This is a genomic window from Haloactinomyces albus (genome assembly GCF_031458135.1).
GTDB lineage: Bacteria > Actinomycetota > Actinomycetes > Mycobacteriales > Pseudonocardiaceae > Haloactinomyces > Haloactinomyces albus.
On sequence record NZ_JAVDXW010000001.1, the window covers coordinates 3015354 to 3027561 of the forward strand.

Consider the following 12208-nt stretch of genomic DNA (forward strand, 5'->3'; position numbering starts at 1 on the left):
TCTCCGAAGTTCGGCGATACTTAACCGGTTGGTAACTCGTGCCGTATTTCCGGCATGCGGCGAATTTCGGAGTCCGCGGGCGTAGCCGGACGCCGATACGGATCTTGTCGGGTTTCCGGCGTGATGCTGCGGACACAGGCGGTGTCTTCATGAGAAGGTGTCCGTTGTGAGTTCCGTCATCCTTCGACCCACTCGGGTGCTCATCGCGTTGCTCGCGGCCTGCCTGCTGCTCGCCGGTTGCGGGGCGGGCCCGGGCAAGGTCGGCACGGCTGCCATCGTCGGTGACCGAGCGATCCCACTGACCGCAGTGGAGTCCCGGTTCACCGCCGTACTGAACAAGAACCCCGATCTGGCCGATCAACTACGACAGCAGGGCCGGATGGACGATCTCGCCCGGCGGATCGCCGGATTCGCGGTCCGCCGGGAATTGGCCGCCCAAGCGGCTCGCCGCGAGAACCTGCGGGTCTCCGAGCAGGAGATCACCACGAGGATCAACCGTGCGGGCGGAGCACAGGCCGCGGCCGAGGGCACGATCTTCACCGCTCGGAATTACCGCGAGGTGGTGCGCTCGCAGCTGTTGATGACCGAGCTCGGCCGCAAGTACCTCGGCACGACATCGGTCACGTTCGACTACACCCAAGCCACCACCCGCAAGGAAGCCAAGACCAAGGCCGAGCGCATGGCCCGGGGGCCACAGCAGGCCGCCGCACTCATCAAGGCCGACCGTGCCAGGGGTGTCCCGGCCGAATTCGGCAGGCGGGTGCGCGCGAGTGACAGTGCCTCACTGGCGGTTGGCACCCCCTTGTTCGGTGCCACTCCGGGGACGGTCGTGGCCTTCAAGGGACCGAATCAGCGTGCGGGGACCTGGCTGATCGCCCGTATCACCGAGCGCAACACGAAGGCTGCGCCCGCTGCGGCAGGCAGCCAGGCCGACGAGCGGGTCATGCAGGCCTTCGGAACGCGGCTGCTCGGCCTCACGGCCCAGCGTGTCGGCGTGGAGCTCAGTCCCCGCTACGGAGTGTGGGACCCGATCAGGCTCACCCCCGCACCCGATGACGGACAGACGACCGGTTTTCGCCTGGACGGCGGGCGCGTCCCCGCCGCGTGAGCACCGAGAGATGCCACACGGCTCGGCGGACTGCGCATGAACCGTCACTGACGAGGCGGCCGTGGCTTGGAACAATCGAAGCATGACTGCTGCGAACGAGCCGATCGTTGACGGCTGCGCCCTCGTCCTCGTCGACGACCGGCTCGGCGAGGTCGTCCCGGCGGCTGCCGTGCCGGTGCTGCGCGCCGCTGTCGCCGTGTACGCCGACGCGGGACTGGCGCCGGAGACCCGTGCCGCGCTCGATGCGCCGATACCTCCGCCGCTCGGAGACCTGCTGGCACAGGCTGCCCGAGAACCGGTCGTGCTCGTGGCCTCCGATCCCGGTTCCGCCGAGGTTCTCGCCCTGCACTCCGCCGGGGCGCAGTGGCTCGGCTCGACAGCCCCGGCCGGAGTGGAACTGCTGGACGCGGTGACGGTGATGGACCGGCTGCGCTCACCCGGTGGATGCCCGTGGGACGCCGAGCAAACGCACGATTCGCTGCGCCAATACCTCGTGGAGGAGACCTACGAGCTGCTGGAGGCACTGGAACGCCGCGACCGCACGGAACTGCGGGAGGAACTGGGCGATGTACTGCTTCAGGTGCTCTTTCACGCGCGGGTCGCGACCGAGGACAGTGCGGATCCGTTCGATGTGGACGAGGTTGCTTCGAAGCTGGTCAGCAAGCTCGTCTCGCGGCACCCCCACGTATTCTCCGAGGCGGAAAACATCCACGACGCCGAATCCCAGCATCTGCGCTGGGAAGAGCTCAAACAGCAGGAGAAGCGCCGCGAATCCAGCATGGACGGTGTCGCCACCGGCCAGCCCGCCGTGGCGCTGGCCGCCAAGCTGGCCCAGCGAGCAGCACGCGCGCGTATCCCGGCAGACCTGTTGCCGCAGAGCGGGAGCACGGGGAATGCTCTGTTCGACATCGCCGCCCGGGCGAAGCTGGATCACCAGGATCCCGAGGACGCACTGCGTGCCGTGGCTCTGCGCTTCGCCGAACGGGTGCGCGCGGCCGAGTCGCGGGCACGGCAGGCGGGTCGGGAACCATCGGAGCTGTCGGAAACCGAGTGGCGCCGCTTCTGGAGTGAACTGCCCGATTCCGGTGGCCCGCTGGGCGACTCGTCCGGCCGGTGAACCACACTGAGCCTCCGGCACGCTCCTGATCATGGTTGTGCCGCCTGGGGCGGGCGCGTGTGGTGCCGATGCGTATCGCCGTGATCGGCTTACCGCCGGGCGAGGAAACGGGCACACTGGACGTGGTGAGGGGATGTTCGCGTGTCACAGCAACCGACCACGCCGAGGCTTCGGCCGTTGCCGATGCTGGGCGTGGTTGTTCTGGCCGTGCTGATGCTCGTGGTGTGGAGCGTCGTCACCGATTCGGCCCACAGGTCCCGGTCGAGAACTCCGGTCGAGTTGCCGACGGCGGAAGCGCCGCCGGATCCCGGAGTCGAGCCGCCGACCATCCGGTTGCTTCCGTCCGACGCAGCGGTGCGCAGCCCCGATAACCGGCCGCAGCAGCAGCTTGCCGGCTGGGCGGCGTCGATGTCCGAGGAGCTCGATATTCCGAGACCCGCGCTGGAAGCCTATGGGTATGCCGCGAGTGCTCTGGAGGTCACCCGACCGAAGTGTGGGCTGAGCTGGTCGGTCCTGGCCGGAGTCGCCGCCGTCGAATCCCGGCACGGTCGCCACGGCGGTGCCGAACTCGACCGGACGGGGCGCACCAGCGAGCCGATCCGGGGGTTGCCCTTGGACGGCCGGGACGGGGTGATGCTCATCCGGGACACCGACAACGGCAAGCTCGACGGAGACCTGGTCTTCGACAGGGCTGTGGGGCCCTTCCAGTTCATTCCGACGACCTGGAAGGAGTGGGGCACCGACGCCGACGGCGATGGGGTCGCCGATCCCGACGATATCGATGATGCGGCGATGGCCGCAGGACACTACCTGTGCGCCTCCGGTGGGGACCTCCGCGATGCCGATCGGTTCTGGGAGGCGTTGCTGGACTACAACGCGAGCCGCAGTTACGGCCAGGATGTTCTCGACCATGCCGACTACTACGGACGGAAGAGTCGTCGGCTCTCCGCCAGGCGGTGAACGGCCGGACGGGACTCGTGACCTGCCCGGCAACCTGTCCGGCAACCTGTCGATAACCTGTCGGCAGCAGCGGATCGAACACGTAGCCTGTCCGGGTGATCCAGCGCACGCCGACGGAGTCCTCGCCGACGGAACTCTCCTCGACGGAGTCCAGCCCTACGGAGCCTTCCCCGCTGCCCGGAATCACCCCGTCGTCCGGGGCGGCACGACCTCGGACACGACGAGCCGAAGTGTCGGCTGCCCTCGGACGTTGTGTGGTTGCTCTGAGTCTGCTGGGGGCGATGGTCACCACGGTCGGGCTCGTTTCCGTGCTCGGAAAGCCGGACGCGGCACCGGTCGCAGGCCCACTTCCCGAACGAGCGCTCGAACCGGCTCCGGTGCGTCCCGGATCCACCGCACCACCCGTGCAGAAGCCGGTCCCCGTTCCGGAACCGCAGCCGCAGGACTCCGAGGGGCTCATCGGCCCGATCCGGGAATGGGCCAACAAGGTGGCCACGGCCGTGGACATCCCCGCACGAGCGCTCGTGTCCTACGTGCGTGCCGACCTGGCCATGAGCGAGTACCAGCCGGACTGTCGGATCTCCTGGGCGACGTTGGCGGGTATCGGACGTGTCGAATCGGACCACGGCCGGTACGGGAACCGGACGCTGGGCGAGGACGCGGTTCCGTCACGGCCGATCATCGGGGTGGCGCTGGATGGCGGTCCGAACGTGCGTGCCATCAGCGACACGGACAACGGTGCGCTCGACGGTGATCCGATCCATGACCGTGCCGTGGGACCGATGCAGTTCATTCCCACCACCTGGTCGAAGTGGGCCACCGACGGCAATGGTGACGGGGTGGGTAATCCGCAGAACCTGGACGATGCCGCGACGGCTGCCGCACGTTACCTGTGCGCGGGCGGACGTGATATGAGCAGCGGACAGGGTTGGTGGTCCGGTGTGATGTCCTACAACAACTCCGTGGAGTACGCCCGGAAGGTGTACGCCCTGGCCGAAACCTACGCTGCTGCGAGCAATCGCCGCGAGTAGAACGTAATCGCCGTGAGTAGAACGTAATCGTCGCGAGTGGGAAGGACACCTTCACTGCGCCCTTGTGGACAACCACTCCCGCCTGTGGACGCCGCACCTCGAGATTGCTGCAGTTTCGCGCGAAATCACAAAAATGCGGTTTCGCGCGAAACTGCACACATCACTCACTCGATCGGGGGTCCAACGCGATGTGGGCGTTGATCTCGCCGAGTACTTCCTGATAGGCGGGGTCAGGATACATCGTCGCGGCGAGCCGCACCTGCGTCTGTGCCTCGCTGAGCCGTCCCTGCCGCTGCAAGGTGCGTCCCAGCACCAGGCGTGCGTAGTGGTCGGACGGATCGAGTTCGATCACCCGCAAGAAGGCGAGCTCGGCACGCTGGAACTGGGCCGAGAACAGATACGCGCGACCGGCGAGCAACTGGACGCTCGGCTTGTCGGGAGCGATCTCGAGTACCGGCCCCAGGACATGAAGAGCTTCCAGTGGCCGCCGCTGCGCTACCAGCGATTCCGCTTTGCGGAACGCTTCCACGGTACTTTCAGTGGTCATGGTCACCACAACGTTACGTCCCGATGAGTCGTTTCTCCAGCATGCAACCGGGTGATCGGCGCAGGTCTGTTGTACGGCTCGGGTCGAGCAAGGATCATGGGCGAGCACCCCCGAAGCATCTGCGGAGAGCCTGGCGCGAGCCATCACGGCCTGCCGTTAGGCTCGGAGACGGTCGTCGGGCGTGCAACTCGGCTCCGTTTTCCGCCCGCCGGGCATCCGGCGGATCCGGGAGGCGCGGCCCACGCCCATAGTTCAAACGCTGATTAGGAGCACACGTGGCGATCATCGAGCAGGTCGGCGCGCGCGAGGTGCTGGACTCGCGCGGCAATCCCACCGTCGAAGTCGAGGTGGCACTGGACGATGGCACGCTGACCCGCGCCGCGGTTCCCTCGGGCGCCTCGACCGGCGAGCACGAGGCCGTCGAGTTGCGCGACGGTGACACCGCCCGTTACGGCGGTAAGGGCGTGGAGAAGGCCGTTGCGGGCGTCCTGGACGAGATCGGGCCCGAGCTGGTCGGCGTCGAGGCGATCGAGCAGCGCGTGGTGGATCAGAAACTCGTCGATCTCGACGGCACCCCGGATAAATCGCGGCTCGGTGCGAACGCCATGCTCGGCGCGTCCCTCGCGGTGGCCAGGGCCGCCGCCGACTCGACCGGGCTGGAGCTGTTCCGCTACGTGGGCGGCCCGAACGCGCACGTGCTGCCGGTGCCGATGATGAACATTCTCAACGGGGGTGCACACGCCGACACGGGTGTGGATGTCCAGGAGTTCATGATCGCTCCGGTGGGTGCCGATTCCTTCTCCGACGCGCTGCGCTGGGGCGCGGAGACCTACCAGGCCCTCAAGTCGGTGTTGAAGTCGAAGGGCCTGCCGACCGGACTCGGTGACGAGGGCGGGTTCGCCCCGGACCTGCCGAACAACCGCGAGGCACTGGACCTGATCGCCGCGGCGATCGACAAGGCCGGCTTCAAGCTGGGACGCGACATCGTGTTCGCCCTGGACGCGGCTGCGACCGAGTTCCACTCCGACGGTACGTACCACTTCGAGAAGTCCAAGCGCAGCGCCGAGCAGATGGTGGGCTACTACACCGAGCTGCTCGACTCCTACCCGCTGGTCTCCCTGGAGGACCCGCTGTCCGAGAACGACTGGGACGGCTGGGTGCAAATGACCTCCGAGCTCGGAGAGCGGGTACAGCTCGTCGGGGACGATCTGTTCGTCACCAATCCGGAGCGGCTCGAGGAGGGCATCAGCCGCCGCGCGGGAAACGCCCTGTTGGTCAAGGTCAACCAGATCGGTACGCTCTCGGAGACCCTGGATGCGGTGAATCTGGCCAACTCCTGCGGCTACCGCAGTATGATGAGCCACCGTTCCGGGGAAACCGAGGACACCACGATCGCCGACCTGGCGGTGGCGACCGGTTGCGGTCAGATCAAGACAGGCGCACCCGCCCGTAGCGAGCGGGTCGCGAAGTACAACCAGCTGCTGCGGATCGAGGAAACCCTCGGTGATGCGGCCCGTTACGCGGGAGAGCTGGCGTTCCCGAGGTTCACACCGGAGGCCTGAGAATGGCGAGCGGGCGCTCGGGTGACTCCCCGCGGCGTCGCCGGGGTGAGAGCACCCCACGGCGACGCTCGGAGCGCTCGGAAGACCGGCGCCGCCGGAGTGGTGCCGGTGCCGTCCGTGGAACGGCCAAGCGGCCGGGCGGGAGGAATTCCGCCCGGCCGCGCGCCTCGGCAGGCACCGGCGGTGCGTTCAAGCTGTCGTCGACGCGTCGGGCGGCGGTGTTGGCGATCGTGGTGTGCGCGATGGCATTGAGCGTGTCGGTACCGTTGCGCACCTATCTCAGTCAGCAAGAGGAGCTGGCCATGCGGCACCGGCAGCAGGCCGAGCTCACTCGGGATGTCCGAGAGCTGGTCGAGCGCAAGCAGCGGCTGTCCGACCCGACGCGTATCGAGGCGGAGGCCCGTAAACGCCTGGGATATGTACGTCCCGGCGAGACGCCCTATGAGGTGCGTCTGCCGGAGGGGCTGAGACGGCCGGACCCGAAGCCCGCGCCGGAGCCCCGGAACAAACCCTGGTATCAGCAGCTTTGGCAGTCCCTGACGGGGAAGGGGTCGTGACGGTGTCGAGTGGTGTGCCCTCGGTCGGCGAGGCGGACAGGGCTCTGATCATGCGCCAGCTGGGGCGGCCACCGCGTGGTCTGCGCGCGGTGGCGGCGCGCGATTCGGCGGGGGAGCCGACCGTCGTGCAGACCAATCCGAGACTGGAGGACGGCACTCCGTTCCCGACGCTGTATTACCTGACATCGCCGCGACTGGTGTCGCTGGTTTCGACGCTGGAGTCCGAGGGACTCATGCGCGAGATGACCGACCGGCTCGCCGAGGACCCGGAGTTGGCCCAGCGGTATCGCCGCGCTCACGAGTCCTACCTCGCGGAGCGCGATGCGATCGAGCCGCTCGGCACCGACGTGAGCGCGGGCGGAATGCCCGACCGTGTGAAGTGCCTGCACGTGCATGTCGCCCATGCGCTGGCCGTCGGCCCCGGCATCAACCCCTTCGGGGACGAGGCACTGGATCTCCTCCGGCAGCGCCGGCCGGATGACTCCTCCCCGGTCTGATCCTCGCCCGCCACGCGACTCGGTCCATTTCTTCGCGACATTGACCGCACCGCACCGAAGGCGTTCACGCTCCGGGGGTCACTCGTTGCACGAGTGTCGCGGTGTCGACGCCGTTCGGCACGGTGCCGAAGGTATGGCCCCCGGAATCGAGCCGTGTCGCGGTGAATCCGCTTGCGACCTCGCCCGGGGCGTACCGCAGCAGCAACGACGCCTGCAGGGTGTGCGCGATCAGCTCGGCCAGTGTCCGTGCCCTCGCGGGCTGGGGTGCGGACAGTTCCTCGCGTAGCTGCCGTACCGCTCGGTCGTAGCGGTCATCGGTTCCGAGTGCCCCGTCCAGTTCCGCGAACAGGGCATTCACGGTGGACGGCTGCTTGGTGATGGCCCGCAGCGTGTCCAGGGCGGTGACGTTGCCCGAGCCCTCCCAGATCGACAGCAGGGGTGCTTCCCGGTACAGCCGCGGCATGCCGGATTCCTCGACATAGCCGTTGCCGCCGAGGCATTCGAGTGCTTCGGCGATGGCGGTCGGTGCGCGCTTGCAGACGGAGAACTTCGCGGCGGGCAATGCCAGGCGCAGTAGCTCCAGCTCGGAGCTCTCGCCCCGCTGACTCCGGTCCACAGCGGCGGCCAGCCGCATCGCCAGCGCTGTTGCGGCTTCCGACTCCAGCGCGAGGTCTGCGATCACCGCTCGCATCAGTGGTGCGTCACCGAGCACCTCGCCGAAGGCACTCCGGTGAGCCACGTGGTGTGCGGCTTCGGACAGGGCGATACGCATGTTGGCCGATGAACCGAGCACACAGTCCATCCTGGTCATCGACACCATGTCGATGATGCTGCGGACCCCGCGGCCTTCCTCGCCGACCAGCCAACCGAGTGCCCCGGTGTATTCGAGCTCGGCCGAGGCGTTGGACCTGTTGCCCAGTTTGTCCTTGAGGCGCTGCAGCCGGATCTCGTTGCGGGTGCCGTCGGGCAGGACGCGCGGTACCGCGAGGCAACTCGGACCGCCCGGAGTCTGCGCCAGGGTGAGAAAGAGGTCGTTCATCGGGGCCGAGGTGAACCACTTGTGGCCGGTGATCCGGTAGGTGCCGTCGGCGAGCGGTTCGGCTGCGGTGGTGTTCGCTCGCACGTCGGAGCCGCCCTGCTTCTCGGTCATCGACATGCCCGCGAGCAACCCGGCCTTGTCGGATGGTGCGCGCAAACCGAAGTCGTAGGACGGGGAGAGCAATCCCGACTCGTAGTGCGCGGCGAGTTCGGGGCTGTGGCGCAGGGCCGGTACGGCGGCGAAGGTCATCGAGATCGGGCAGCCGTGCCCTGCTTCGGCCTGGGACCACAGGTAGAACCCGGCGGCTCGCCGCACATGTGCCCCGGCCCCTGCGTCGGGAGCCCACGGCGCCGCGTGCAGGCCGTAGGAGACCGCCTGGGCCATGAGCCAGTGCCAGGAGGGGTGGAACTCGACCTCGTCGATGCGGTTGCCGTAGCGATCGTGGCTACGCAGTTGCGGAGGGTGTTCGTTGGCCAGCCGACCGTGCTCGCGTGCCGCTGCGGATCCGGCATGCCTGCCGAGCTGTGCGAGGTCGGCGAGATGAGCGGACTCGCCGTGCTGGGCGAGGGCTTCCCGCAAGGCGGGATCGCAGGCCACCGGATCGAAACCGTCCAGGGGTGGCGGTTGGTTGAGCACCTGGTGCGTCCGTGCCGGAGACCGCTCGGCGTCGTGCGTTCCGGCCTCGGCGCGGTGGGGCTCGGTGACCGTCATGGCCACAGCCTAGGACATGTGGTTACCGAACAGTAGTCGTGAGTCGTGATCGTTTTCCGCCGCGTAGCCGCAACCTGTGTACTCGCGGGCACGGCGGCTAGCGTGGTCGTGATCCAGGGTGAGCGCGTCGCTGTGGCGGGGACAGTGCCGGAACGACGCGTTCACCCGTAACGAAGCTGAGGAGGACGTTGGATGCCACGCGTGGCGGCGATTGACTGTGGGACGAACTCGATCAGGCTGCTGATCGCCGACGTGACGGTGCACGACGACGGCACCCGCGCGCTGGACGACGTCCACCGCGAGATGCGCATCGTCCGGCTCGGTCAGGGTGTGGACGCCACCGGACGCCTGGCCGACGAGGCGCTGAGCAGGACCAGGGAGGCGCTGGTCGACTACGCGGCGGTGGTGCGGCGGGAGAACGTGGTCACCACACGCATGGTCGCGACCTCGGCCACCCGCGATGCCGCCAACCGCGAGGACTTCTTCTCGATGGTGCGCGAGACCCTCGGCGTGGAGGCGGAGATCATCACCGGCGAGGAGGAGGCCCGCCTGTCGTTCGTCGGTGCGGTCGGTGACGTCGACCCCGCGCAGGGTCCCTTCCTCGTCACCGATGTGGGCGGCGGCTCCACGGAACTCGTTCTCGGGAACTGGGACGGGGTGCACGCCGAGATCACGGCCTCTCAATCCGTGGACATCGGATCCGTACGAATCACGGAGCGTTGCCTGCATACCGATCCGTCCACCCCCGATGAGATGACGGAGGCGGAGAAGGTCGCTCGGCGCGTGCTGGACGAGGCTTTCGCCGTCATCGACGCGTCGTCGATACGGACCTGGATCGGAGTCGCCGGGACGATCACCACGCTCTCGGCTCTCGCGCAGGAACTGCCGACGTACGAACCGGCCGCCATTCACCTCTCTCACCTGTCCCGGGAGGGACTCGATCGGACGGCGCACAGGCTGCTGGAGATGACCCACGAGGAGCGGGCCGCACTCGGCCCGATGCATCCGGGCCGGGTCGACGTCATCGGTGGGGGTGCTCTGGTGGCCAAGGTGATCGCCGATGAATTGACCGAACGAGCCGGGATCGACGTGCTCACGGTCAGTGAGCACGACATACTCGACGGTATTGCCCTCTCCATCAGCTAATTCCCAGTATGTGGTCATACTAGTCCACCAAATGAGTGAATTTCATGCTGAATCGATTCAAAATATGACGGCTTTGTGACAGGCCATTGCTGTGAACCGGGTCTCCCTTATCTTTACGCCTGACTGAATAGACGGTGAGCACTCCGTCGACGGGACCTGCGCATCCGGCAGGGACCAAAGGAAAGTGGAGGAACTCAATGCGCAAACGACGCATGGTCGCGCCTGTCGCGGCTACGCTCGCGGTCGGTCTGCTGGCCTCCGCGTGCGGCGGTGGTGGTGGCGGTGTCACCGAGGCCACGGGGACCCTGAAGGACCCGATCACCGTTCAGTGGGGCGAGCCGCAGAGCGAGCTGGTGCCCACCAACAGCAACGACACCTTCGGCAGCCAGGTGCTCAACCCGATGTTCACCGGGCTGATCGAGTACACCCCGAAGAGCTTCGAGGCCCGGAATGCGATGGCGAAGTCCATCGCCCTTTCGAAGGACAAGAAGACCTACACGGTCGAGATCAAGCAGGGCTGGAAATTCCACAACGGTGAGGAAGTCACGGCCGACAACTTCGTCCGTGCCTGGAACTACGGCGCCTATGCGCCGAACGGCCAGCAGAACGCGGCCATGTTCAACCGGATCCAGGGCTACAAGGAGGTCCATCCGGCCGACCCGGACGGCGAGAGCGGACCGAAGAAGCCGCCGAAGCCGACGGCCAAGAAGATGTCCGGGCTGAAGGTGGTGGACGACCACACCTTCACGATCACCCTGCAGGACCCGTTCAGCGTCTTCCCGACCAAACTCGGTTACCAGGCCTTCGTCCCGTTGCCGGACACGTTCTTCACCAACAGGGAGAAGTTCGTCGACCACCCGGTCGGCAACGGGCCCTACAAGTTCGAGAGCCGCACGCCCAGCGAAAGCCTGACACTGACCCGCTACAAGGACTACAAGGGTGAGGACGCGGGCAGCGTCGACGCGGTCAAGCTGCTCGTCTACAACAAGGTCCTCACCGCCTACCAGGATCTCAAGTCGGGCAACGTCGATGTGATCAACACGATTCCGACCTCCGCGCTGGCCAACGGGCGCTGGAAGCAGGAACTGGGCGAACGGGCCATCTCCAGGGAACGGATGGGCATCACCGTGCTCAACCTTCCGATGTACCAGGAAAAGTTCAAGGATCCGAACCTGCGCAAGGCACTCTCGCTCGCGATCGACCGCAAGAAGATCGTCAAGCAGGTCTTCAACGGTGAGGCGACCGTCGCCGACGGCTGGAGTGCCCCGGGCATCCCGGGGCGCACGGACGGTGCCTGCGGGCAGTGGTGCACCTACAACCCGAGCAAGGCCAAGGAACTGCTGAAGAAGGCAGGCGGTTTCGAGGGCACGCTGACGCTGAGCTACAACGCCGATGGTGCGCACAAGCAGTGGATGACGGCGGTAGCGGGAAGCATCCGCGACACCCTCGGCATCAAGGTGGGACTGAACGCGGTGCCGACCTTCAGCACCTACCAGGACCAGATGGACAACAACGAGATGGTCGGTCCCTTCCGCTACGGCTGGGTCGCCGACTACCCGACGCCGCGAACCTTCCTCAAGCCGCTCTACAGCACCGGCGGATCGGCGAACAACACCGGTTACTCGAGCAAGAAGTTCGATGACCTCATCGCTCAGGGAGATCAGGCGGCCAGTGTGAAGAAGGCCAACGAGCTCTACGGCAAGGCCGAACAGCAGCTCGGCAAGGACCTCCCGTCCATCCCGCTGTTCACGCAAACGGTGAAGGGTGCCAAGTCGAACCGGCTGGCCGAGGGAACGCTCAACACCCGTACGAACCCGGCGATCACCACATTCAAGGTGGCCGAGCCGCAGCAGTGAGCCAGTTTTTCGGACAACGGCCCGGTTCGTCGTCGCCACAAGTGACGGCGAACCGGGCGTGTCCTTGTCGAAGGAGG

11 protein-coding genes are annotated in these 12208 nt (G+C 66.9%); 9 read left to right on the forward strand and 2 right to left on the reverse strand.

Annotation, left to right across the window (positions count from 1 at the left end; genetic code table 11):
- Window positions 1-166: 166 nt before the first annotated feature.
- From JOF55_RS14260 to JOF55_RS14275, 4 genes are all read left to right on the forward strand, one after another.
- Window positions 167-1108 carry a SurA N-terminal domain-containing protein gene (locus tag JOF55_RS14260; protein ID WP_310274412.1) on the forward strand — a complete coding sequence of 314 codons (942 nt, stop codon included), beginning with the start codon at window positions 167-169 and terminating at the stop codon, window positions 1106-1108.
- 82 nt (window positions 1109-1190) lie between these two features.
- The gene (locus JOF55_RS14265; protein ID WP_310274414.1) at window positions 1191-2225 is read left to right on the forward strand and encodes a nucleoside triphosphate pyrophosphohydrolase; all 1035 of its coding nucleotides are present in this window, start codon (window positions 1191-1193) and stop codon (window positions 2223-2225) included.
- Between the two features lie 183 nt (window positions 2226-2408).
- On the forward strand, window positions 2409-3185 hold the full coding sequence (locus JOF55_RS14270) for a lytic murein transglycosylase (RefSeq protein WP_374727498.1): 777 nt from the start codon (window positions 2409-2411) through the stop codon (window positions 3183-3185).
- Window positions 3186-3439: 254 nt separating this feature from the next.
- On the forward strand, window positions 3440-4216 hold the full coding sequence (locus JOF55_RS14275) for a lytic transglycosylase domain-containing protein (protein WP_310274418.1): 777 nt from the start codon (window positions 3440-3442) through the stop codon (window positions 4214-4216).
- 160 nt (window positions 4217-4376) lie between these two features.
- Here JOF55_RS14275 and JOF55_RS14280 read toward each other — a convergent pair whose 3' ends face one another.
- Window positions 4377-4763, reverse strand: coding sequence for a tetratricopeptide repeat protein (locus tag JOF55_RS14280; protein ID WP_310274420.1), 387 nt, complete (start codon window positions 4761-4763; stop codon window positions 4377-4379).
- A gap of 275 nt (window positions 4764-5038) precedes the next feature.
- Here JOF55_RS14280 and eno point away from each other — a divergent pair, with 275 nt between their 5' ends.
- Genes eno through JOF55_RS14295 form a run of 3 tightly spaced genes read left to right on the forward strand, consistent with a single transcriptional unit; the run spans window position 5039 to window position 7379 of the window.
- Window positions 5039-6325 carry a phosphopyruvate hydratase gene (gene eno / locus JOF55_RS14285; protein WP_310274423.1) on the forward strand — a complete coding sequence of 429 codons (1287 nt, stop codon included), beginning with the start codon at window positions 5039-5041 and terminating at the stop codon, window positions 6323-6325.
- Between the two features lie 2 nt (window positions 6326-6327).
- Window positions 6328-6882, forward strand: coding sequence for an FtsB family cell division protein (locus JOF55_RS14290; protein ID WP_310274425.1), 555 nt, complete (start codon window positions 6328-6330; stop codon window positions 6880-6882).
- A gap of 50 nt (window positions 6883-6932) precedes the next feature.
- The gene (locus tag JOF55_RS14295; RefSeq protein WP_374727499.1) at window positions 6933-7379 is read left to right on the forward strand and encodes a DUF501 domain-containing protein; all 447 of its coding nucleotides are present in this window, start codon (window positions 6933-6935) and stop codon (window positions 7377-7379) included.
- Between the two features lie 64 nt (window positions 7380-7443).
- Here JOF55_RS14295 and JOF55_RS14300 read toward each other — a convergent pair whose 3' ends face one another.
- A complete protein-coding gene (locus tag JOF55_RS14300) occupies window positions 7444-9129 on the reverse strand; it encodes an isovaleryl-CoA dehydrogenase (RefSeq protein ID WP_310274429.1) in 1686 nt (561 codons plus the stop codon).
- 192 nt (window positions 9130-9321) lie between these two features.
- Between JOF55_RS14300 and JOF55_RS14305 the strand changes: the two genes are divergently transcribed.
- Window positions 9322-10275 carry a Ppx/GppA phosphatase family protein gene (locus tag JOF55_RS14305; protein WP_310274431.1) on the forward strand — a complete coding sequence of 318 codons (954 nt, stop codon included), beginning with the start codon at window positions 9322-9324 and terminating at the stop codon, window positions 10273-10275.
- Window positions 10276-10472: 197 nt separating this feature from the next.
- The gene (locus JOF55_RS14310; RefSeq protein WP_310274433.1) at window positions 10473-12131 is read left to right on the forward strand and encodes a peptide ABC transporter substrate-binding protein; all 1659 of its coding nucleotides are present in this window, start codon (window positions 10473-10475) and stop codon (window positions 12129-12131) included.
- Window positions 12132-12208 lie beyond the last annotated feature (77 nt).